This window comes from Micromonospora sp. FIMYZ51, from assembly GCF_038246755.1.
Taxonomy (GTDB): Bacteria; Actinomycetota; Actinomycetes; order Mycobacteriales; family Micromonosporaceae; genus Micromonospora.
The window spans coordinates 3,743,680-3,764,973 of record NZ_CP134706.1; the positions used below are offsets into that span (position 1 = coordinate 3,743,680).

Consider the following 21,294-nt stretch of genomic DNA (forward strand, 5'->3'; position numbering starts at 1 on the left):
GCCCCTTCTTAACGCCTGGTGTAGAGGAAGGGCCCCTTGTTAACACCGCCCCGGTCGCTACCGGTTGCGGCGGTATCTGCCGGGGGCGGTCCCGTACTGGCGTTTGAATGCGTTGGCGAAGGCGAACTCGGAGGCGTAGCCGACTCTTCTCGCGATGACGCTCAGCGGCGTATCGGATTTGTGGAGAAGTCGGGCGGCGGTGGTCATCCGCCACCACGTCAAGTAGGCCAGTGGCGGCTGGCCGAGCAGCGTGGTGAAACGGCGGGCGAACGCTGCTCGGGACAGCCCCGCCTCGGCGGCGAGTGTCGCGACGGTCCACGACCGCGCCGGGAAGCGGTGAATGGCCTGAAGGGCAGGCGCAGTGGCCGGATCGTTGAGTGCCGCCGCCCAACCCGTGGTCACGGTCCCGGGTGTCGGGTTCTGATCGAGCCAGGTACGCAGGATGTGCAGCAGCAGGGTATCGAGCAGCGCCGGAATGATCGCGTCGGTACCGGGGCGGGGTCGTTCCAGTTCGCTGGCGAGCAGGTCCACGGTGGCGCGTAATGCGGGATGTCGCCCGAGGTACGCGGGGAGATGGAGGAGCTCGGGCAGGCCGTCGAGCAGCGGATGGGCGTGGGTCGGATCAAGTTGGTACGCGCCGCACAGGGTGACCGTGGCGGGGGCGTCGGTGTCGGCGGCAGTGCCGACGATGTCGGTGGCTCCGAGCGCAGGGCTCAGCCGACCGCAGGGCTCCGGGTCCCGGCTGGCCACGAAGGCGGCCATGTAGCGCTGGAGCTGCGGGTCGTTCGGGTCGCAGGCGGGCGCGGTAGCTGGGGTCGATGGGCTGTCGGCCAGCGTGTGTCCACGGCCGTGCGGCCGGAACACGATGTCCCCGGCGGCAAGCGGCATCGGGCCGGTGTCCGGGGCGATGAGCCAGCACGGTCCCTGCACGATTATCTGGAAGCCGGCGGAGCCGGGTACGGGTGCGAACTGCTGCGCCCACGGCGCGTGCCACGCGACCCGCGCGGAGCGCGGCTGGCCGGCCCGCATGACGGTGATCACGTCGCTGAGTACGTCCATCGCCAGAGTATCGCCGGGGAGACGGACGAGTATGAATCGAGGACTTCCGAGCATGGCTCGTCCTCGGGTGCCCGCCATAGGTTCGAGCGGTGCGAGCCATCCGAATCCACACGTACGGTGATGCCTCGGTCATCCGCGAGGAAGACGTGCCGCGCCCGGTGCCGAGTCGTGGTGACGTACTGATCAAGGTCGCCGCGACCTCGTTCAATCCGTCCGACGTCGGGCTGCGCCGCGGGCTGCTGCGCTCGGTCTTCCCGCTGGATCTGCCGTACACCCTTGGCGGGGAGGTCGCCGGCACGATCGTCGAGCTCGGCGACCGGGTGGACACCGTCGCCGTGGGCGACCGGGTCATCGGACGGCTCGACACGGGCGGCGCTGCGGCGGAGTACGTCACCGCTGCGGCTGACACCGTTGTTGCCGCGCCCACCGCCGTTCCTCTTCCGCACGCCGCCGCCCTACCCATCGCCGGTGTCACCGCCTGGCAGGCGGTGTTCGAGCACGCGGGCATCACGACTGGGCAGCGGGTGCTGGTCAACGGGGCGGGCGGTGGCGTCGGCGGGTTCGCGGTCCAGCTTGCCAAGCACGCCGGGGCGCACGTCATCGCCACGGCCAGCCCGCGCAGTAGCGAGGCGGTCCGCCAACTCGGCGCCGACCAGATCGTCGATTACACGGCCTTACCCCTCGCTGCCGCGCTCGACGGCCCGGTCGATGTGATTCTCAATTTCGTCGTGGTCGGTGCGCAGCACGCCGCGACACTGATGTCGCTGGTGCGGCCAGGCGGCGTCGTCGTGTCCGGCACCGTTGCGCTGAGGGCGACCGCCGGGTCGCCGGTGACGGCAGTACGCTTCGTGGCCCGCAACGACACAAGCCACCTCGCCGCACTCGTCAAGCTCGTCGACGCCGAAGCCGTGCGGGTCGACATCGCCGCGTCGCGTCCGCTCGCCGACCTGGCCTCGGTGCACCGCGACGCCGAGTCCGGCCGCATCCGGGGCAAGACCATCCTTGTTCCGTAACAGCCGCCCGACCGGTGTCCGGGAACGTGGGTGGAAGTGACGCTGGCCGGCACCCGGGAGGGTGCCGGCCAGCGGTCGTCATCTGTGGGTCAGCTGTTCCAGTGTTCGGCGACCAGGTCAGCGGCCTGCTGCTCCCACTGGGCGTACAGGAACGGGTGCGCCGACACCTGCACCGTCTGCGCGGCCTCGGTCAGCGGCATCTCCTGCCACCCGTCGACCTGCTTCAGACCCTTCAGGAACGCCGTGGTCGAGTACTGCGGATCGGTGATCTGCTCGACCGTGCCCCAACCCGAGGACGGACGCTGCTGGAACAGGCCCTGCGAGTCGTGGTCGTTGCGGTCACCGAGGTGACCCAGGTTCTCCAGCTTCGACTCCTGCAACGCGGTCGCGATCGACACCACCGCGGCCCGCTCGTCCATACCGGCCTTCTTCGTCGCGGCGATGATCTCCTTGACGTTGCCGGTCTGCTCGTCGGTCAACTCGATCCGCGACTGCTCACCCTGCACACCATGCGGAATCAGCTTGCCGCTGTCCGGCTTCTCCGCCTGCACCGCGGCGGCGATCGGGCTACCACCAACCGGGCCGTCGGACGTGGCGTGGTTCAGCGGACCGGCGGCCAGACCACCGGCAACAGCCAGACCAGCAATACCCAGCACGCTCTTACGCAGCATCGTGTTCATGACAAAGGCTCCATTCGGGGGTTGGCGCACACGCCGACGACACGGGGGATGTCGGGCGCACGCAAGCACCGTCCGGCGCTCGAAGACAAAGGGGAAAGTCATCGGATCCGTGCGGCGCGACCTCCGCCAACTCGGCGGAACCGCAAGCCCTCACGACGTCCGGACCATGTTCAACGACCGACCGGGCCGGATCATTCCGCGTCCCGGGATCCGGCTGGGGCACCTCGACTCCACCGCCCTGCTCCGTCGGCCGTAAGGTGTAACGCCTGGCAGGCGGCACCGATTCCGGCAAGCGAGTGCCGGCGGTCACGCCCGCGCGAGGGGTGCCGTGGTGGCCTTCCGGCAGCCGGCCGGCGAACTACCGGAACCGGACATCCGGCGCTGAACCGACCACGACCAGACACCGAACCCAGGCCGGCCGACAGACGCAGACCGCGGAAGCGGGCCGTGGCCAGGAATCTGCGCGCGGGTTCCGGCTGGCGGGTGGACACCGGACGGTAACGGGGATTCGGCAGTCCAGTGGTCGCAGGCGGTGGCGGTGGCTGGGGCCGGTTCCGCGAGCACGGCCTTCGAGCCGGGAGGACGCGCATGAAGGCAACAAGCCTTGTGGTACGCGTGGCGGGTGGTATTGCCGCCAGTCTGCTGCTGTCGGGCGCCGCGCTTGGCGACAGCACCGCGCGGGCCGACAGGTCCGTACGGGGTGAAAGGACCGTGCTGGCCGGCGGTACCGTTTCGCCGTCATCCGTGCCGGTCGGGCAGACCGTCACGCTCACCGCGACGAACTGCGATCCGGCGTCCGGTACGGCGGTGTTCCGGATCAACGGGCCCGGCCGGGACCAGGCGGCCGAGCAGGTTCGGACGGTACGGTCCACCACCGCAGCACCCGGCGGGCCGAGCGCCGAACTACGTACCGCCGATTTTGCGCCCGGTGCGTACACGGTGACGGCGGTCTGCGGCGACGGGGCTCCGGCCGGCACCGCGACCCTCACGATCACTGCGACCGGCGGCGACCGGGTCGACGGCCGGGCCAGCGACGACGTGATGACGGTGGCCGGTGCTGCGGTCCTGCTCGCCAACGCGCTCGGCGGCCTCGTCATCCTGGCCCGGCGGCGGCGTCACGCGATCACGGCCGCGCGGCTCTGAGCCCGGTCGGACAACGACGCCAACGACGGTGACCCGGCGCGGTATGCCCGGGTGTCGGGTCGTGGGTGTTTGACCGACCCCGCGTCGGGAAGACCGTGCGCCACGTAGATCCCGAGGAGCGACGATGGCGCACGCAGGACGGGCCCGCAAGCACACCGGGGCGCGCAAGGCCCCACCGCCGGCCAAGGTGGCGGCGAAGAAGGTGGCCACGGCGACGCGACGGGCCACCGGGGCGACGGCCGCGAAGTCGCCGGGCGGCAGGCCGACGCCAACGTCTGCGCGTACCGCCCGGAAGAAGGCCGTCTCCGCGACGGCCGCGCCGACCCGACGGCCCACCGCGAAGGCCACCGCCGCGAAGAAGGCCCCGGCCGGCCGGAAGGCGACGACCGGCACGGCCACCGCCACGAAGGCGACCAGGGCCACCACCGCGAAGGCGACCGGCACCACCGCGAAGGCGACCGGGGCCACCGCGAAGACAACCGGCACCACCGCGAAGGCGACCGGGGCCACCGCGAAGGCGACCGCGAAGCAGAGCACGGCGAAGAGGACGCCCGCCAAGCGGGCCACCGCCGCGAAGGCACCGGCCCGGAAGCGTACGGCCGCGAAGGCGCCGGCCCGGAAGGCCACCGCCGCGACGGGACCCGCGAAGCGGAGCACGGCCCGGAAAGCACCGGCGAAGAAGGGTACGGCGAAGAAGGCACCGACGAGGAAGACCTCGGCCACACAGGCGGCGGCTTCCCGCTCCCGGGCGGCCAGTACGACGCCGCCGCGCAAGGCGACCACGATGGAGTCGTTCGGCAGCCGGCGCAGCGCTCGCACCGGTGCCCGCTGATCGGCGGCTACTGCCGCGACATGCGGGTGAGGAAGCCGCGTACCCGTTCCCGGGCCTGTTCGCGGATCTCCGGGCCGTGGGTGAAGGCGACCAGGTCGTACTCCAACTCGCCGAGCACGTGGGCGGTCTGCTGGGTCATCTGGACGTCGGTGCAGAACAGCTTCACCGGCCATCGGATGCCGGCCACGTTGAACAGCGCGTCGCCGGTGATCAGCAGCCGGGTCGGTTCGTGCAGCAAGGAGACGTGACCCGGTGAGTGGCCCGGGGTGTGCACCACCCGCAGCCCGCCGCCGACGTCGAGCAGGTCCCCGTCGGCGAGCGGCTGCGCCACCTCGAAGGCGGGAAACCGGCCAGAGGAGAGCCGGGCGAAGAGTCGGGCACCGGTGACGGTCGGGTCCCCCGGCGGCGATTCCCCGGCCTCGGCGTAGGGCAGGTCGGCGGCGTGCAGCGCGAGTGGCGCACCGGTGCGGCGGGCCACCTCGGCGGCCCCACCGACATGGTCGGGATGGGCGTGGGTGAGCACGATCCGGGTGACGTCGGCGGGCTGCTTGCCGATCGCGGCCAGCCCACGGACGATCCGGGCGGGCGCACGCTTCACCCCGCAGTCGACAAGCGTGACGGCACCGTCGTCGCCGACAAGTGCGTACGAGTTGACCATTGACCGGCCGGCGGTGGGAATCCGCCAGACACCTGGTGCGAGGGCAATTGCGGGTGACCGCGCCATCGACGCAACCTATCATCCAATGCCGCCGATGTCCGGCCCCCGATCGGGTGCCCCGGTGTGCCCGTCCGATCGCGCAACGGCGAGGATGACCGGGTGGCCCGACGAGCCAGACGAGACGGACGTGACAGCCGGCCGACGGAGCAGACTCCCTGCCCGTGCGGGCAGGCTTTGCCGTACGCGGACTGTTGCCGGCGCCTGCACCGAGGCGAGGCCGACGCGCCGACGGCGGAGGCGCTGATGCGGTCCAGATTTGCCGCCTTCGCCGTCGGCGACCCGGATTACCTGCTACGAAGTTGGCATCCCACCACCCGGCCGGCCCGGCTGCGCCTCGATCCGGCCCAGCGCTGGACCGGCCTGGAGATCATCGGCACCGAGGCCGGCGGGCTGTTCGACGCCACCGGCACCGTCGAGTTCCGGGCCCACTACCGGGAGAGCGGCCAGCCCGGCACGATGACCGAGCGCAGCCGCTTCGTCCGCGACGACGGGCGCTGGGTCTACCTCGACGCCCACCCGGCGACGGACCACCAGCAGCACCGCGACCAGTAGGTAGGGCACGGCCCCGACCGCGAACGCCACCGAATTGCCGGCCGCCCCGGCCACCAGGGCGTACCCGGCGTACACCGCGATGACGGTCAGGTCGGTCGCCAGCCCGGCAAGCGAGGTGACGGTGGCCCGGGCGGCACCGTCGATCCGTTCCTGCAACCGGGCGTCGGCCAGCACCGACGCCAGTTGGAAACCGCAGAACGCCGCCGCCAGCAGCAGAAACCCGGTCCACTGCGCGAGCAGCGCCCCGCCGGCCAGCGCCGTCGCCGAACCGGCAAGCAGCAGCGCGTACCCGCCGGTGCCGAGTCGCTGGCCGAGTGGGGCGAGCAGGCCGCCGGCGACCTGCCCAAGCGTGACGAGCAGGAGCAGCAGCGGCACCGTCGACAATCCGACGCCGGTGTCCCGGGCCAGCAGCGGGGTGTACTCTTCCAGCCCGCCCCAGACCGCGCTCACCGCCGCCACCAGCAGCACCGCCGCGCGTACCGGGCGGTGCCGGTGCGCCTCGGCGACTCCCCCGCGCAACCCCTGCCACCAGCCGGGTTCGTCGTCGGCGTCCCCGGAGGCGCCGGGTCCGGCGGCCGATCCGACCGGCGCGGCCGTGTCGGCGTCCCCGGACGTGCCGGACCCGGTGGACGACCCGACCGGCGCGGCGGTGGCGGTCGTGCGATGTTCGGGCAAGCGGGTCGCCACGGTCGCGGCGAGCAGCCCGGCCGCGACGCTTGCCAATCCGACGGCCAGGTACCCGCCCACCTCGAACATCGGCCCGGCCAGCAGGATCGCGACCAGTACGCCGACCGTGCCGGCGGTGCGGGCCCGGCCGATGGTGCGGGCGTACCGGTCGGCGGCCCCCAGGTGGTCGAGTTCGTCGAAGACCAGGGCCTCCAGTGCGCCGGAGGCGAGCGCGCCACCCGCTCCCCAGAGGACGAAGCCGGCGGCGAACGCCGGGTAGGACGGTGCGAGGGTCCAGAGGGCGAAGCCGGCCGCGGAGCAGAGCGGTGCGAGGCAGAGCATCCGACGCCGGGAGGTCGCGTCCGCCCATGCGCCGGAGGGAGCCTCCAGCGCGAGGCCGGTCAGCGACCAGATCACGAAGAGCGAGGAGATCTGCCCGACCGACAGGCCGGTGTCGGCGAAGAGCAGCGCGTACACCGGATAGAGCAGGACCAGGTCGGTCAGGAAGGCGTACGCGTAGAGGGTGGCCGCCAGCTTGCGGGCACCCGTCGAGGTGGGGATCATCGAGACCTTTCGAGTGGGACGGGGTACGGACGCCGGTGTTACGGCGACCGCTGGCGGCCCACGGCCTCGACGGAGAAATTAACGTGGCCAGTTCATGCCGTGATGCTAACCGGCGGCGCCCTGATGTGTCAGGACGCCGCCGGGCAGCCGCGCGGGACGGAACCGGGCTGGCCCCCCTCAGCGCTGCTCGTCGGGCCTCGGCAGGATCATGGTCGACTCGCTGTCGTCGGCGGTGCGCTGCGCCGGCACGTCCGGGCCGGACGAGGTGTCCTGGGTGGCGTCCGGGTCGGTCGGGCGCGGCAGCGGCGTGGTCGGATCGTCCTGCTCCGACGGGGTCGCGTCGACCTGGCGGGGCAACACCGTGGTCGTGTCATCCGGCTGCGGCTGCTGGCGCGGCAGCGGGGTGGTCGGGTCGCTGTCCGTGCCGGTGGGCGTGACGATCTGGGTGGCCTCCGGGTCGTAGGCCGACGGAGCGGCGGCACCGGACGAGCGGGCACCGGACGAGCCGGCACCGGCCGCTGCGGCGGTCGGCGTGAACGGGTCGGAGATCGGCCCGCCGTAGCCGGAGCCGGTGGCCGGCGGGACGTCAGCGGTGCCCGGTGCGCCAGCGGTCGGCTCGGCGGCCCGGGGCGCGGCGTCACGCCGGGCGGCGGAGTAGGCGCGAGCGTGCTCGGCGATGCTCCGCGACTCCAACTCGGCGCGCGACAGCCAGGACTCCCAACGCTTCTGCATCGGCCGGATCAGCCCACCGCCGACACCGACCACGAGAATGCCGCCGACGGTGGCCAGCACGGCGATCAGCACCGGGGTGGTCACCGCGGTGGCCACGCCGATCTGGTTGAGCGCGGCGATGATGCCGAGGCCGAGGATGAACGCCGAGGCGATGGTGGCCAGCAGTCGCCCGTACGACAGGCCGCCGAGCGCGCCGGAGATGATGTCCTTGGCGGCACCGGCGATGGCCGCGGCCACCACCACGATGATGATCGCGACGAAGGCCCGGGGCAGCCAGGCGATGACACCGGCGATCAGGTCGGAGATCGGGTTCGGTCCCCAGATGCCGAAGGCCAGGTAGAGGGTGAGCAGCAGGACCCCGTAGTAGGCGAGGCGGGCGACGATGTCGCTGGCGTCGTAGCGGGAACGGGCCAGCGCCCGGTGGATCCCGCCGCGCTCGACCGCGCGGTCGAAGCCGACCCGCTCCAGCAGCCGGTCGACGAGCTTCAGCACCGCCTTGGCGACCAACCAGCCGGCCACCAGGATCGCCACGAACGCGACGGCCTTGGGTAGGAAGAGCAGGATCGACCGGAGGGTGTCCCCCACCGCGTCACCGAAGTTGTCTCGCATCGGATGGTCCTCCACAGGGTGCGTGATTGATCCGGCCCGACCTACCCCGGCGCCGTGCGGGGGAAACGTCCCATCCCGGCGCCACCTGTGCCCGTCGCGCCGTGGCCGCCTCGACCCGGGCCGCCGGACACGTTTGACCAGGGCCGGTGGCGGAAAGGGTGGCGGGATGAGATGGGCCCGTCACGCCGTACCCGCCGCCGTCGCCGCACTCGCCGCGCTCGCCACCCGTGACCTGTTGCAGCGGGAACATGCGCTGCTGCGCAACTTCCCGCTGCTCGGCCGAGCCCGCTATCTGCTGGAGGCGGTCGGCCCGGAGCTGCGGCAGTACATCGTGGCCGGCAACGACGAGGAACGCCCGTTCACCCGCGACCAGCGCCGCTGGGTGTACGCCTCGGCCAAGCAACAGAACAACTACTTCGGCTTCGGCACCGACAACGACATCGAGCACACGCCCGGCTATCCGATCATCAAGCACCGTACCTTCGGTCGGACGGTGCCACCGTCCGCGCCGACGATCGGGCACGAGGTACGGCTGCCGTGCGCGAAGGTGCTCGGCGGGCCGCGCGGACGCGCCCGCGCGTTCCGTCCGGAGTCGGTGGTGTCGATCTCGGGGATGAGCTTCGGTTCGCTCTCCGGTGCGGCGGTCGAGGCGCTGAACCGGGGCGCGGCGCTCGCCGGCTGCCTCCAGAACACCGGTGAGGGCGGGCTGTCGCCGTACCACCGGCACGGCGGTGAGCTGGTCCTCCAGATCGGCACCGCGTACTTCGGCTGCCGGGACGAGCGGGGCCGGTTCGACCTGGCCCGACTCAAGGACGTGGTGGCGGGCGCGCCGGTGCGGGCGTTGGAGATCAAGCTCAGCCAGGGCGCCAAGCCCAGCCTCGGCGGCCTGCTGCCGGCGGCGAAGGTGTCGGCGGAGATCGCCGCGACCCGGGGCATCCCGGTCGGGCAGGACTGTGTGAGCCCCTCGCGGCACGCGGAGTTCTCCGACTGCGACAGTCTGCTCGACTGGGTGGAACTGCTCGCCGCCGAGACCGGACTACCGGTCGGCATCAAGTCCGCCGTCGGTGACCTGGAATTCTGGACCGAACTCACCGACCTGATGCGCGACACCGGACGGGGCGTCGACTTCGTCACCATCGACGGCGGCGAGGGCGGCACCGGCGCCGCACCGCTGATCTTCAGCGACTCGGTGTCACTGCCGTTCCAGCAGGGCTTCGCCCGGGTCTACTCGGTCTTCGCCGAGCGGGACCTGCACGAGCAGGTGGTCTTCGTCGGCTCCGGCAAGCTCGGCCTGCCCGACAACGCGGTGGTCGCCTTCGCGCTCGGCTGCGACATGCTGGCGGTGGGTCGGGAGGCGATGCTGGCGATCGGCTGCATCCAGGCCCAGAAGTGCCACACCGACACCTGTCCCACCGGTGTGGCCACCCAGAACGCCTGGCTGACCCGGGGCCTGGACCCGGCCTCGAAAGCGGTTCGCGCCGCGCACTACATCAAGACCCTGCGCCGGGACCTGATGAAGGTCGCCGAGGCGTGCGGGGTGGAGCACCCGGGCCTGATCGACGCCGACTCCGTCGAGATCCTCGGCGGCCGGACCACCTCCACCCCGCTACGCGAGGTGTACGGCTACCGGCCGGACTGGGGGCTGCCGTCGGCGGCCGACCGCAAGGCCATCGTGGACCTGATGTCGCTGGAGGCACCCCAGGGCGGCAGCGCTCCCCCGTCACCCACCGCCCAGCGTTGAGGTGTAAGGAAGGGCCCCTTATTAACGCCTGGTGTATAGGAAGGGCCCCTTCCTAACGCCACAGCGCGAGCGCGCACGCCGCCGCCCTGACCGCGGGGACGAAAAGCGGGCCATCCCAACCGGACCTGACCGTCTACACTCGACTTTCCGCGCCTCAGATGTGCCTCCGACGCGCGAGGCCCAGCTGCACCGGCCCTCGGAAGGTCCTCCCATGTCTTCTTTATCGCGCCGTGCCGCCCTGGGCATTCTCGCGGTGGGCGCGGTGGGTGCGGTGGGCGCCGCCACCGGGCTGGTCCATCGGTACGGGCGAAAGGACGTTCCGGCCGACGTCCTGCCGACGCGCAGGGCGAGCCACACCGGCCGAAATCCCGTGGTCACCGAGAACGCCTGCACCGGCACCCGAGACTGGCAGGTCACGGAGCGGGGACCGCGCGTGGTGACCGACCCGGACCGGCAGATCCAGGGGTACGCGTCCACGACCTCGGCCGCCGCCGGGGATTCGGTGGCGTTCCACGTGTCGGTCCGACCGGCTCAGGAGTTCACGGTCACGGTGCACCGGATCGGGCACTACGGTGGCCAGGGCGGTCGTCAACTGGCGCAGAGTCCCACGTTGCGCGGCATCGCCCAGCCGGTACCGCCCGCCCACCCGGAACACGGCATGATCGACTGCGGCTGGCCGGTCTCCTGGACCCTGGACATCCCCGAAGACTGGGTCGCCGGTGTCTATCTTGCGGTCTTCAGGTCGAAGGACGGGCACCGCAGCAGCACACCGTTCGTCGTCCGGGACACCGCACGGGCGTCGGACATCCTGGTGGTCCTCCCCTTCACCACGTATCAGGCGTACAACGCCTGGCCACAGGACGGGCGGACCGGCAAGAGCCTCTACAAGGGCTTCGACGCCCAGGGAAGGAACGCCGGAAACGCCGAGCGCGCCTTCAAGGTGTCGTTCGACCGCCCATATTCCGACAGTGGGCGTCCGTCGTGGTTCAAGATGGACAGCAGCTTCGTCCGGTGGGCCGAGATGTCCGGATACGACGTCACCTACGCCTCCAGTATCGACCTGCACGAGGGCCGGATCGATCCGACGAAGTACGCGGCCCTCGTCTTTTCCGGGCACGACGAATACTGGTCGCGGCAGATGCGGGACGTCGCCGAGAAAGCCGTGGCCTCGCGTACCCACCTTGCCTATCTCGGCGCCAACAACATCTACTTCCACATTCGGACGGAAGAGTCGCCGGCGGGCCGGAACAACCGGGTCGTCGTCTGCTACAAGCAGGACCCCGACCCCACGCCAAACGAGCACGGCCCGACCGTACGCTGGCGTGATCTCGAGAAGAAGCGCAAGCACGCCGAACAACGCCTGCTCGGCGTGCAGTACAACGGCATGCTCGCCCGGCCCGTACCGCTGGTGGTGAGGCGGGCCGACCACTGGCTGTGGCAGGGCACGGGGCTCACCGAGGGCGAGCAGATTCCGAACCTGGTGGGCGTCGAAGCCGACGGCCATGACCCCAGGACCAGGCTGCCCCGCCGAGCCGTTCAGCAACTGCTGTCCCACTCCCCCTACCTGGACGGCATGGGGCGCGGTGAGCGGATCCAGAACACCAGCCTGCTCCAGCACCGGGACGGGACGATGGTCTTCGTCGCCGGCACGTTCCTCTGGCCGCTCGCGCTCGGCTCCCCCGACCACCTCGACAGCCGGATCCAGACCGCCACCGGCAACCTGTTCGATCGGATGGTGACCCGCACGGTGCGGGCATAGCCGTCGGGTGCCGGCGGTGCACGGTTTCCGCCGCCGCCGTCGAGCCGATGCGGTCGATGCCGTTCAGTGGCCGCGGTAGAGGGCGGCGATGTCGTCGGCGAAATGGTCCTGCACCCCCTCGCGCTTGATCTTGAGGGTGGGATCAGTTCGCCGTCGGCCTCGCCCGTAGCCCTCCAGCACGGTCACGCCGGCAGCGCGGAAGAAGTGTCCCAGCCGCTCCCCCAGCGGCGCCCCGCCCACGACTGCCATCCGGCACCGTCCGCCGAGGGCGGCCCGCAGCCGGCGGTACGCGGCGAAGTCGAACAGCAGGTGCGCCAGGCGCGGGGACCGCCGCCACGCCGAATGTTCTGGTCCAACCAGTTGACGGGTTGATGTGCCCTGAGCCACACTGCCCGGCATGGCATTCGTCCCCGTGACCCGAGCCTCCGTCGCCGACCTGGTCTTCGGACAGTTGCGCGACGCCATCGTCAGCGGCACCTACCGCACCGACGACACCCTGCCCGGCGAGCGGGAGCTGGCTGCGGCCTTCCAGGTGAACCGGCACGCGGTACGGGAGGCGCTGGGTCGGTTGCAGCAGCTCGGCCTGGTCCGGATCAGCCAGGGCGGCGCCACCCGGGTGCTGGACTGGCGGGTGCACGCCGGCCTGGACCTCACGCTGTCACTCGTACGCTCAGGTGACGTCCTGCCGGTCGCCACCCTGGTGCGCGACATGATGGACATGCGGGCCTGCATCGGCGTGGACGCGGCCCGGCTCTGCGCCCGCCGTGCCGACGACGCGGCGCGCCGACGGATCGTGCACGCGGTCGAGGAGTTCGCCGACCTCGCCCCCGACCTGACCGCGATGGGTGAGGCAAACATCGCCGTGTGGCGGCTCATCCTGGACGGCTGCGGCAACACCGCGTACCTGCTGGCGTTCAACAGCCTGGTGGCCGGTGCCCTGGCGGTGGCCGAGGTGCCGCCACAGCGGCGCGCCACCGAACTGCTCGACGTCACCGGGCACCGCCGCCTGGCCACGGCCATCGCCGACGGCCGGGACGTCGAGGCCGCCGAGCAGGCGCGGTCCCTGCTCGGCGCCGCACTGACCGCCCCCACCAAAAAGGACAGCCGAGCATGATCCCCGCCGTGCTCTACGCCATCCCCGCGTTCCTCCTGCTCATCACCGTCGAGGCGTTGTCCTACCGGTTCGCTCCCGACAACACCGAACGGGGCTACGAGGCCCGGGACACCGCCACCAGCCTGACCATGGGCGTCGGCAGTCAGGTCATCGGTGTGCCCTGGAAGCTGCTCACCATCGGTCTGTACGCCGCCGCGTACACCATCTCGCCGTTCAGCCTCTCCCCCGGCGACTGGTGGGTCTGGGTGCTGTTGTTCTTCGCCGACGACTTCGCCTATTACTGGTTCCACCGCTCGCACCACGAGGTCCGAGTCCTGTGGGCGGGCCACGTGGTGCACCACTCCAGCGTGTTCTTCAACTTCTCCACCGCACTGCGGCAGAGCTGGACGCCGATGACCTCACTGCCCTTCTGGCTCGGTCTGGCCCTGCTCGGCATTCCACCGTGGATGATCTTCCTTCAGCAGTCGATCAGCCTGCTCTACCAGTTCTTCCTGCACACCGAGCGGATCAGCCTGCTGCCCCGGCCGATCGAGTTGCTGTTCAACACCCCCTCGCACCACCGGGTGCACCACGGCTCGAACGCCGAATACCTGGACCGCAACTACGGCGGCATCCTCATCATCTGGGACCGGCTCTTCGGGACCTTCCAGGCTGAGAGAGACGCGGTCCGGTACGGCCTGACCAAGAACATCGGCACGTACAACCCGCTGCGGGTGGCGACCCACGAGTACGCGGCCATCTGGCGGGATCTGCGCACCGCCACCTCCTGGCGGGAGCGGCTCGGGTACCTGCTGCGTCGCCCGGGCTGGCAGCCGGTCCGATGAACGCCGCAACTGGCACCGGCCCGAAGCGGCTGCCGGCGGGCGTACGGCTGCGGTGGCCGGACCGGGACACGGCGTTGCTCTGGGCGTTCGCCGTGGTCGCGGCCGTCGAACTGGTCGCCGTCGCCACCGACCTGCTCGCGGTGCAATGGATAGCGAAACCGCTGCTGGCGCCGCTTCTGCTGGCCTGGCTGTGGCGGGTCCGCGCGGCGGGCGTCCCGATCGCGGTCGGTCTGGTCTTCGCCACCGCCGGGGATGTCGCGTTGCTGGTGCCGTCGGACACCGTGTTCCTGGTCGGGATGGGCTGCTTCCTCGGTACGCAAATCGCGTTCATCACCGCCTTCGTCGGTCACCGCCGGGCCCGACCGGCGGCGGTGACCGGGTATCTGGCGCTGTGGGCGGTGGCCAATGTGATGCTGTGGCCACGGTTGGGCGAATTGCGGCTACCGGTGCTCGGGTACAGCCTGGCGCTGTGCCTGATGGCGGCGGCGGCCACCGCGGTCGGCTGGCGGGTCGCGCTCGGCGGTGCGCTGTTCCTCTTCTCGGACCTGCTGATCGGTCTCGGCGCGGGCGGTACGCGGATGCCCGGACACGACGTGCTGGTGATGACCACCTACAGCGCCGCGCTGTTCATGATCAGCACCGGCTGGGCGGCGGCGGTGCGGCACCGGCCTCAGTGACCGTGGTAGAGGGCGGCCACCTCGTCGGCGAAGTGGTCCTGGACGGCCTCCCGCTTGATCTTGAGAGTGGGGGTCAGTTCCCCGTCGGCCTCGGTGAGATCCCGGTGCAGGATGCGGAAGGTCTTGACCTGCTCGGCTTGGGAGACACTTCGGTTGGCCCGGTCGATGGCGACCTGGATCTCCGCACGTAGCGTCGGGTCGTCACGCAACGCCGACACCGACGCCCCGGAATGCCCGCGCTGCTCCCGCCAGCGCGTCCACGCTTGCGGCTCCACGGTGACAAGTGCGGCGACGTACGGGCGGCCGTCGGCGACGAGCATCACCTGGCTGACCAGCGGATGGGCCCGGATGTGCTCCTCGATCGGCGCGGGTGCGATGTTCTTGCCGGCAGCCGTAACCATGATCTCCTTCGTCCGTCCGGTGATCCGCAGAAACCCGTCGTCGTCCAGTCGGCCGAGGTCGCCGGTACGCAGCCAGCCGTCCTCGGTGAACGCCTCCCGGGTGGCCTCCGGGTTGTTCCAGTAGCCGGCGAACACCACCTGGCTGTGGACGAGGATCTCGCCGTTGTCGGCGATGCGGATCCGCACGCCGGGCAACGGGCGACCGACCGTGCCGATCCGCATCGCCGTCGGCAGATTCACCGCCAGCGCCGGCGAGGTCTCGGTCAGCCCGTAGCCCTCCAGCACGGTCACGCCGGCACCCCGGAAGAAGTGTCCCAGCCGCTCCCCCAGCGGCGCCCCGCCCACGACTGCCATCCGGCACCGTCCGCCGAGGGCGGCCCGCAGCCGGCGGTACGCGGCGAAGTCGAACAGCAGGTGCGCCAGGCGCAGCGGCAGGCCCGGTCCGCGCGGCCGGTCCAGTGCCCGGCTGTACCGCACGGCCACCCGGTCGCCGACGGTGAACAGCCAGCCGCGGTGCCGGTCCTCGGCCGCCCGTCGGGCCTGGTCGTGCATCTTCTCGAACATCCGGGGTACGGCGAGGATGAAGGTGGGCCGGAACCGACGCAGCTGATCGATCACTCCGGACATGTCGGAACTGTGCACAAGCGTGGCGCGCTGGTACACCATGCCGACCTGGATCAGCCGGGCGAAGGCGTGCGCCAGCGGCAGGAACAGTACGGTCGTCGCGCCCGGGTGCAGCAGCTGCGACAGCACTGCGGCGGCGTTGCGGACGTCGGCGGAGATGTTGCGATGGGTCAGCACGCAGCCCTTCGGCGGACCGGTGGTGCCGCTGGTGTAGACGATTGTCGCCATGTCCGCACCGGTGATCCGGCCCCGGCGGTCGTCGACCTCGGCCGCGTCGATGTCGCCGCCCTGGGCGGCCAGCTCGATGAGACCACCGGCGTCGATCCGCCAGGTCTGCCGCACCGCAGGCAGGTCCCGGCGCAGTCCGTGCAGCGTGGCGGCGTGCTCGGCGGTCTCCACCACGCAGGCCACCGCGCCCGAGTCGTCGAGAATCCAGCGGATCTGGTCGCTGCTGGAGGTGTCGTAGATCGGTACGGTCACCGCGCCGACGGACCAGAGCGCGTAGTCGACGAGGGTCCACTCGTAGCGGGTGCGGGAGAGCAGCCCGACCCGGTCGCCGTGGGCCACTCCGGCGGCGACGAAGCCACGGGCCAGGGCCAGTACGTCGTCGCGGAACTGCCGGCAGGTCACCGGCAGCGCGCCTCCGCTCGCGGAGCGCCGGACCGGCCACGACCGGGGGTCCGGGTCCGGCCGGACGAACTGCACCCCGTCGGCGTCCGCCGCGGCGTTGCGCCACACCTGCTCGGCCAGGTTGACGTCGCCGCCGACCTTCGACTCAACCGCTTTCTCCCGCACGCCCGCCCACCCGCCGTCGTGTCCTGCTCGCGCTGGGCTCGATGGTGACCTGTGCGGGCACGGGCCAGCCGGGAAACCCCGAAACCCGCCCGTCCGAGCGTCCTACCTGCTACAGGAGTCCGTCCTGCCGCGCCGATCCGGGAAACTCGCGGCCCCGGATCGGCGCGGTACGAGGGTTACGGGTGGGGCTCGGTGGCCGACACCTGGCGTACCGGCAGGCCGAGCTGTTCGACCGCCGCGGTGACCAGCTCGTCCGAGGAGAGCTGGAGGTCGAGGACGACACCCTGCTCGTCCGGCCAGAGCCGCTCCAGGGTCGCGGTCTGCGAGTCGAGCAGACTGGCCGGCATGTACCGATGGGTCCGGATCGACATCCGCTGTCGGATCACCTCGGTCGGACCGTCCAGGTGCACGAACTCCACGCTCGGCGGGCCCTGGCGCAGCACGTCCCGATAGGAGCGCTTCAGCGCCGAGCAGGCCAGCACCGTCGACACACCCTCCCGGTGCCGGGACGCCATCCAGTCGGCCAGGGCGCGCAGCCACGGCCAGCGGGCCTCGTCGTCCAGGGGTACGCCGGCCCGCATCCGGGCCACGTTGGCCTCGGAGTGGAACTCGTCAGCCTCGGCAAAGCTGAGTCCGGTCGAGGCGGCGATGCCGTGGGCGACGGTGGTCTTGCCCGCGCCGGACACCCCCATCACCACGATGTGCCGGGTCGACGGCTCACCAGTCATGGACCGTGCCGTCCTTGAGCCGGTTGAACGGCAGGTACGCCGGCTGGTACGGGAACCGCGCGGCGGCCTCCTCGTCCAGTTCCACGCCCAGGCCGGGCTGCTCACCCGGGTGCAGGTAACCGTCGGTGAAGGAGAACGACTGGCGGAACACCTCGTTGGTGAGCGCGCCGTGCCGCATGTACTCCTGGATGCCGAAGTTGTGGATGGCCAGGTCCAGGTGCAGCGCGGCGGCCATGCCGACCGGCGAGATGTCGGTCGGGCCGTGGATGCCCGACTTGATCTGGTACTGGGCGGCGAAGTCGAGCAGCTTGCGCATCGCGGTGATGCCGCCGGTGTGGGTGACGGCGGACCGCACGTAGTCGATCAGCTGTTCGCGGATCAGGGTCTGGTAGTCCCACACCGTGTTGAACACCTCGCCGATCGCCAGCGGGGTGGTGGTGTGCTGGCGGACCAGCCGCAGCGCCTCCTGGTTCTCCGCCGGGGTGCAGTCCTCCAGCCAGAACAGGTCGTACGGTTCGAGGGCCTTGCCGAGCTTGGCGGCCTGGATCGGGGTCATCCGGTGGTGGCCGTCGTGCAGCAGCGGCAGTTCCGGGCCGAACTCGTTGCGGACCGCCTCGAAGACGCCGGGCAGGTGCCGCAGGTAGGCGCGGGTGTCCCAGTCCTCCTCGGCCGGCAGCGGGATGCGCTGGGCCGGCTCGTAGTCGTACCGCTTGCCGTCGCTTGACTGGGCGGCGACCCCGTACACGGCGTTGATGCCGGGCACGGAGGTCTGCACCCGGATCGACCGGAAGCCCTGGTCGAGGTGGGCGCGGATCGAGTCGAACAGTTCCGGCAGGTCCCGACCAGACGCGTGCCCGTACGCCATGATGCCGTTGCGGGACGCGCCGCCGAGCAGTTGGTAGAGCGGCATGCCGGCGGCCTTGGCCTTGATGTCCCAGAGCGCGACGTCCACCGCGGCGATGGCGGCCATGGTGACCGGCCCCCGCCGCCAGTACGCCGAGCGGTAGAGGAACTGCCAGGCGTCCTCGATCCGGTGCGCGTCCCGCCCGAGCAGCAGCGGCACGACGTGGTCACGCAGGTACGAGGCGACGGAGAGTTCCCGCCCGTTGAGGGTGCCGTCGCCCAGCCCGGTGATGCCGTCCGCTGTTGTGATCTTCAATGTGACGAAGTTGCGGTCCGGGCTGGAGACGATGACGTCGGCGGCGACGATCTTCACGAGGGGTGCCTTTCTCGCAGATGATGCTCAGCGGAGGGTGGTGCCGGCGGCGCTGCCGGTGATGAGGGAAAGTTCGTCGCGGCGGGGCAGGCCCTCCCAGTCGCCGGTGCCGGCGACCGCGAACGCGCCGAGCGCCGCCGCGCGCCGGAGCCGGTCGGCCAGGGGCAGCCCGTCGAGGTAGCCGGAGAGATAGCCGGCGGTGAAGGCGTCGCCGGCACCGACGGTGTCCACGGCGGTCACGGGTACCGCCGGCACCTGCTCCACGCCGTCGCGGGTGTACCCGCGGGCGCCGTCGGCGCCGAGCTTGACAAGCACCGTCCCGACGCCCCGGTCCAGCAGTCCGGCGACCACGGCGGCCTCGTCGACGCCGGGCTCGGCGACCAGGTCCAGTTCGTCGGCGGAGGCGATGATCACCGACGCGTACCCGGCCAGCGGGGCCAGTGTCTCCCGGGCGGCCTCCCGGGACCAGAGCCCGGCCCGGTAGTTGACGTCGAGGCTGACGGCGATGCCGTCGGCCGCCGCCGCGCGTACCGCCCAGGTCACCGCCGCGCGGGCGGTGTCGGAGAGCGCCGGGGTGATCCCGGTCAGGTGCAGCACGCGGGTACCGGTCGCGAGCGGCCCGCGCAGGTCGTCGATGCTCAGCGCGGAGCCCGCCGAGCCGGCGCGGTGGTAGCGCACCCGGTTCACGTCGGCGGTACGCCGCTCCAGGAACATCAGGCCGGCCGGCCGCTCCGGATCGCGGCGGATCCCGGTGGTGTCGACGCCCTCCGCGCGCAGCTGCCGCAGCACGAACTCGCCGAGTTCGTCGTCGCTGATCCGGCCGGCCCAGGCGGCCCGGTGGCCGAGGCGGGCCAGGCCGATGGCCACGTTCGACTCCGCGCCGGCCAGGTGCATGGTCAGCGGGCCGCCGACGGCCAGCGGGCCGGACGAGCGCAGCGACACCAGCGCCTCGCCGGCGGTGAGCACGTCGGCGCCGCCCGGTCCGCCGGGGCTCGACGCCGCCGCGGGCTCGCTCGCCACGCGACCGGAACCCGGCGACCCGGCACGCCCGCTCATGACGCCGTCGCGGCGCGGACCGCCGCGCGGTAGGAGCGGGCCCGCTCGCGCAGGGCGTCGAGGTCACCGCCGGAGGCGGCGTCGCCGACCAGCGGGCCACCGACGCCGACCGCGAGCGCGCCGGCCGCCAGGTAGCCGGGAAGTTCGGCCAGGCCGACGCCGCCGACCGCCACGAACGGCAGGTCCGGGAAGGGGTCGCGGACCGCCTTCAGGTACGCCGCCCCGCCCACGGAGGCCGGGAAGAGCTTGACCGCGCTCGCCCCCAACTGCACCGCGCGGTACGCCTCGGTGGGGGTGAGCGCGCCAGCGGCGACCGGCAGGCCCCGGCGGGCCGCCTCGGGAATCGAGTCGACCACGGCCGGGGTGACCACGAACTGCGCGCCGGCCGCCGCCACGTCGGCGACGGCGGCCGGGGTGAGCACCGTACCGGCGCCGACCAGCGTGCCGGCAGGTGCCTGCGCCCGGATCGCCGCGATGGCGTCCAGCGCTCCCGGGGTGGTCAGCGCCACCTCGACGATCGACACGCCCTCGGCGAGCAGGGCGGTGCCGGCGGCGATCGCGGCCGAGGTGTCGGTGCCCCGGATGATCGCCAGCAGCCGGGTGGTGGCGAGTTCGGCGGTGAGTACGTCGGTCATGCTCACCACTCCGCGTACGAGCCGTCGGGGTGCCGGAAGGTGGGACTGCGCCAGGCGTGTCCCCGCTTGTCGGCCGCGCGTACCGCCTGCTCGTCGATCTCGATGCCCAGGCCGGGCCCGGTGAGCCGCTGCACGTACCCGTCGTCGAAGGCCAGCGGCTGCTGGTCGACGCAGTAGTCGAGCACCTCGGCACCGAGGTTGTAGTGGATGCCGATGCTCTGTTCCTGGATCAGGTAGTTCGGCGTGGCGAAGCCGACCTGGAGACAGGCGGCCAGGGCGATCGGGCCGAGCGGGCAGTGCGGGGCGAGCTGCACGTCGTACACCTCGGCCAGCGCGGCGATCTTGCGTACCTCGGTGATGCCGCCGGCGTGCGCCAGGTCCGGCTGGGCCACCGCGATGCCGGCCTGGAGCACCGGCAGGAACTCCTGCCGGTTGTAGAGCCGCTCCCCGGTGGAGACCGGGGTGGTGGTGGAGCGGACGAACTCCCCGATCAGGTGGGAGTTCTCCGGCACCACCGGCTCCTCCAGGAACAGCGGCCGGTACGGCTCCAGCAGCGGCGCCACCCGGCGGGCGTTGGCCAGCGTGAACCGGCCGTGGAAGTCCACCGCGACGTCCCGGTGTTCGCCGAGCACCTCACGGGCGGCGGCGACCCGCTGCACCACCTCGTCGAGCTCGGCGACGGAGGCGATCGGGCTCATCCGCCCGGAGGCGTTCATCTTCACGGCGGTCAGCCCGGCCTCGACCCGGGCGGCGATCTGGTCGCGTACCTCGCTGGGCTCGTCGCCACCGACCCAGCCGTAGACCCGGATCCGGTCCCGGACCGGCCCACCGAGCAACTGGTGCACGGGGGCGCCGAACCGCTTGCCGGCGATGTCCCAGAGCGCCTGGTCGAGACCGGCGACGGCGCTGGCCAGGATCGGGCCACCCCGGTAGAAGGAGCCCTTGGTGAGCACCTGCCAGTGGTCCTCGATACGCAGCGCGTCCCGCCCGACGAGCAGCTCGCTGAGCTGCTCGACGGCGGTGCGTACGGTCTCGGACCGGCCCTCGCAGGTCGCCTCGCCCCAGCCGACGATGCCGTCGGTGGTCTCCACCCGGACGAAGAGCCAGCGCGGTGCGACGAGGAAGGTCTCGACGCGGGAGATGGTGGTCATTGCTC

The 21,294-nt window shown here is 71.7% G+C and carries 19 protein-coding genes and 2 pseudogenes; 9 read left to right on the top strand and 12 right to left on the bottom strand.

Features of this window, described 5'->3' with window-relative positions:
* Positions 1-57: 57 nt before the first annotated feature.
* Entirely contained in the window at positions 58-1,059 is a 1,002-nt protein-coding gene (locus QQG74_RS17045; RefSeq protein WP_341715758.1) for an AraC family transcriptional regulator, read from the bottom strand.
* 89 nt (positions 1,060-1,148) lie between these two features.
* On the opposite strand from QQG74_RS17045, the gene QQG74_RS17050 reads away from it, so the two are divergent.
* On the top strand, positions 1,149-2,072 hold the full coding sequence (locus QQG74_RS17050) for an NADP-dependent oxidoreductase (protein ID WP_341715759.1): 924 nt from the start codon (positions 1,149-1,151) through the stop codon (positions 2,070-2,072).
* A gap of 89 nt (positions 2,073-2,161) precedes the next feature.
* On the opposite strand, the gene QQG74_RS17055 is transcribed toward QQG74_RS17050, so the two are convergent.
* Positions 2,162-2,752 carry a hypothetical protein gene (locus QQG74_RS17055; protein WP_341715727.1) on the bottom strand — a complete coding sequence of 197 codons (591 nt, stop codon included), beginning with the start codon at positions 2,750-2,752 and terminating at the stop codon, positions 2,162-2,164.
* Positions 2,753-3,340: 588 nt separating this feature from the next.
* Here QQG74_RS17055 and QQG74_RS17060 point away from each other — a divergent pair.
* Positions 3,341-3,895 carry a hypothetical protein gene (locus QQG74_RS17060; RefSeq protein WP_341715760.1) on the top strand — a complete coding sequence of 185 codons (555 nt, stop codon included), beginning with the start codon at positions 3,341-3,343 and terminating at the stop codon, positions 3,893-3,895.
* A 124-nt stretch (positions 3,896-4,019) separates the two neighbouring features.
* Positions 4,020-4,727 carry a hypothetical protein gene (locus tag QQG74_RS17065; protein ID WP_341715761.1) on the top strand — a complete coding sequence of 236 codons (708 nt, stop codon included), beginning with the start codon at positions 4,020-4,022 and terminating at the stop codon, positions 4,725-4,727.
* 7 nt (positions 4,728-4,734) lie between these two features.
* Here the strand turns inward: QQG74_RS17065 and QQG74_RS17070 are convergent, their stop codons facing one another.
* Positions 4,735-5,451, bottom strand: a complete 717-nt coding sequence (locus tag QQG74_RS17070) for an MBL fold metallo-hydrolase (RefSeq protein ID WP_341715762.1) — start codon at positions 5,449-5,451, stop codon at positions 4,735-4,737.
* Between the two features lie 93 nt (positions 5,452-5,544).
* Between QQG74_RS17070 and QQG74_RS17075 the strand changes: the two genes are divergently transcribed.
* Positions 5,545-5,997 (top strand): YchJ family protein, encoded by a 453-nt coding sequence (locus QQG74_RS17075; RefSeq protein WP_341721262.1) that lies wholly within the window; start codon positions 5,545-5,547, stop codon positions 5,995-5,997.
* Here QQG74_RS17075 and QQG74_RS17080 read toward each other — a convergent pair.
* Positions 5,959-7,227: pseudogene (locus QQG74_RS17080) on the bottom strand (MFS transporter); the annotation flags it as partial. The gene QQG74_RS17075 and the pseudogene QQG74_RS17080 overlap by 39 nt on opposite strands.
* A gap of 657 nt (positions 7,228-7,884) precedes the next feature.
* A pseudogene (locus tag QQG74_RS17085) lies at positions 7,885-8,568 on the bottom strand (hypothetical protein); the annotation flags it as partial.
* Positions 8,569-8,734: 166 nt separating this feature from the next.
* Here QQG74_RS17085 and QQG74_RS17090 point away from each other — a divergent pair.
* Entirely contained in the window at positions 8,735-10,309 is a 1,575-nt protein-coding gene (locus QQG74_RS17090; RefSeq protein WP_341715763.1) for an FMN-binding glutamate synthase family protein, read from the top strand.
* Positions 10,310-10,520: 211 nt separating this feature from the next.
* Positions 10,521-12,068, top strand: a complete 1,548-nt coding sequence (locus QQG74_RS17095) for a N,N-dimethylformamidase beta subunit family domain-containing protein (protein ID WP_341715764.1) — start codon at positions 10,521-10,523, stop codon at positions 12,066-12,068.
* A gap of 63 nt (positions 12,069-12,131) precedes the next feature.
* Here the strand turns inward: QQG74_RS17095 and QQG74_RS17100 are convergent, their stop codons facing one another.
* Positions 12,132-12,467 carry a hypothetical protein gene (locus QQG74_RS17100; protein WP_341721480.1) on the bottom strand — a complete coding sequence of 112 codons (336 nt, stop codon included), beginning with the start codon at positions 12,465-12,467 and terminating at the stop codon, positions 12,132-12,134.
* Between QQG74_RS17100 and QQG74_RS17105 the strand changes: the two genes are divergently transcribed.
* From QQG74_RS17105 to QQG74_RS17115, 3 genes are read left to right on the top strand one after another with little or no spacing between them, the layout of a single operon-like run.
* Positions 12,466-13,182, top strand: a complete 717-nt coding sequence (locus QQG74_RS17105; RefSeq protein ID WP_341715765.1) for a GntR family transcriptional regulator — start codon at positions 12,466-12,468, stop codon at positions 13,180-13,182. The two genes, QQG74_RS17100 and QQG74_RS17105, sit on opposite strands and share 2 nt — an antisense overlap.
* A complete protein-coding gene (locus tag QQG74_RS17110; RefSeq protein ID WP_341715766.1) occupies positions 13,179-14,006 on the top strand; it encodes a sterol desaturase family protein in 828 nt (275 codons plus the stop codon). Before QQG74_RS17105 ends, QQG74_RS17110 begins: the two co-directional genes overlap by 4 nt.
* The gene (locus QQG74_RS17115; protein WP_341715767.1) at positions 14,003-14,683 is read left to right on the top strand and encodes a lysoplasmalogenase; all 681 of its coding nucleotides are present in this window, start codon (positions 14,003-14,005) and stop codon (positions 14,681-14,683) included. The genes QQG74_RS17110 and QQG74_RS17115 overlap by 4 nt, the downstream gene beginning before the upstream one ends.
* Here the strand turns inward: QQG74_RS17115 and QQG74_RS17120 are convergent.
* From QQG74_RS17120 to dgoD, 6 genes are all read right to left on the bottom strand, one after another.
* Positions 14,677-16,503, bottom strand: coding sequence for an AMP-dependent synthetase/ligase (locus QQG74_RS17120; RefSeq protein ID WP_341715768.1), 1,827 nt, complete (start codon positions 16,501-16,503; stop codon positions 14,677-14,679). The two genes, QQG74_RS17115 and QQG74_RS17120, sit on opposite strands and share 7 nt — an antisense overlap.
* A gap of 176 nt (positions 16,504-16,679) precedes the next feature.
* A complete protein-coding gene (locus QQG74_RS17125) occupies positions 16,680-17,231 on the bottom strand; it encodes a gluconokinase (RefSeq protein WP_341715769.1) in 552 nt (183 codons plus the stop codon).
* Complete coding sequence (gene manD / locus QQG74_RS17130) at positions 17,221-18,447, bottom strand: D-mannonate dehydratase ManD (protein WP_341715770.1); 1,227 nt, start codon at positions 18,445-18,447, stop codon at positions 17,221-17,223. The genes QQG74_RS17125 and manD overlap by 11 nt, the downstream gene beginning before the upstream one ends.
* A gap of 27 nt (positions 18,448-18,474) precedes the next feature.
* Positions 18,475-19,467 (bottom strand): sugar kinase, encoded by a 993-nt coding sequence (locus tag QQG74_RS17135; RefSeq protein WP_341715771.1) that lies wholly within the window; start codon positions 19,465-19,467, stop codon positions 18,475-18,477.
* A 32-nt stretch (positions 19,468-19,499) separates the two neighbouring features.
* On the bottom strand, positions 19,500-20,138 hold the full coding sequence (locus QQG74_RS17140; RefSeq protein WP_341715772.1) for a bifunctional 4-hydroxy-2-oxoglutarate aldolase/2-dehydro-3-deoxy-phosphogluconate aldolase: 639 nt from the start codon (positions 20,136-20,138) through the stop codon (positions 19,500-19,502).
* 2 nt (positions 20,139-20,140) lie between these two features.
* Complete coding sequence (dgoD, locus tag QQG74_RS17145) at positions 20,141-21,289, bottom strand: galactonate dehydratase (RefSeq protein ID WP_341715773.1); 1,149 nt, start codon at positions 21,287-21,289, stop codon at positions 20,141-20,143.
* Positions 21,290-21,294: the final 5 nt, after the last annotated feature.

What these genes read in the sequence shown, in the direction of transcription:
- QQG74_RS17045 (WP_341715758.1), bottom strand. Translation starts at nt 1,059, where the DNA reads ATGGACGTACTCAGCGACGTGATCACCGTCATGCGGGCCGGCCAGCCG.
- QQG74_RS17055 (WP_341715727.1), bottom strand. Translation starts at nt 2,752, where the DNA reads ATGAACACGATGCTGCGTAAGAGCGTGCTGGGTATTGCTGGTCTGGCT.
- QQG74_RS17060 (WP_341715760.1), top strand. Translation starts at nt 3,341, where the DNA reads ATGAAGGCAACAAGCCTTGTGGTACGCGTGGCGGGTGGTATTGCCGCC.
- QQG74_RS17065 (WP_341715761.1), top strand. Translation starts at nt 4,020, where the DNA reads ATGGCGCACGCAGGACGGGCCCGCAAGCACACCGGGGCGCGCAAGGCC.
- QQG74_RS17070 (WP_341715762.1), bottom strand. Translation starts at nt 5,451, where the DNA reads ATGGCGCGGTCACCCGCAATTGCCCTCGCACCAGGTGTCTGGCGGATT.
- QQG74_RS17090 (WP_341715763.1), top strand. Translation starts at nt 8,735, where the DNA reads ATGAGATGGGCCCGTCACGCCGTACCCGCCGCCGTCGCCGCACTCGCC.
- QQG74_RS17095 (WP_341715764.1), top strand. Translation starts at nt 10,521, where the DNA reads ATGTCTTCTTTATCGCGCCGTGCCGCCCTGGGCATTCTCGCGGTGGGC.
- QQG74_RS17105 (WP_341715765.1), top strand. Translation starts at nt 12,466, where the DNA reads ATGGCATTCGTCCCCGTGACCCGAGCCTCCGTCGCCGACCTGGTCTTC.
- QQG74_RS17100 (WP_341721480.1), bottom strand. Translation starts at nt 12,467, where the DNA reads ATGCCGGGCAGTGTGGCTCAGGGCACATCAACCCGTCAACTGGTTGGA.
- QQG74_RS17110 (WP_341715766.1), top strand. Translation starts at nt 13,179, where the DNA reads ATGATCCCCGCCGTGCTCTACGCCATCCCCGCGTTCCTCCTGCTCATC.
- QQG74_RS17115 (WP_341715767.1), top strand. Translation starts at nt 14,003, where the DNA reads ATGAACGCCGCAACTGGCACCGGCCCGAAGCGGCTGCCGGCGGGCGTA.
- QQG74_RS17125 (WP_341715769.1), bottom strand. Translation starts at nt 17,231, where the DNA reads ATGACTGGTGAGCCGTCGACCCGGCACATCGTGGTGATGGGGGTGTCC.
- QQG74_RS17140 (WP_341715772.1), bottom strand. Translation starts at nt 20,138, where the DNA reads ATGACCGACGTACTCACCGCCGAACTCGCCACCACCCGGCTGCTGGCG.
- dgoD (WP_341715773.1), bottom strand. Translation starts at nt 21,289, where the DNA reads ATGACCACCATCTCCCGCGTCGAGACCTTCCTCGTCGCACCGCGCTGG.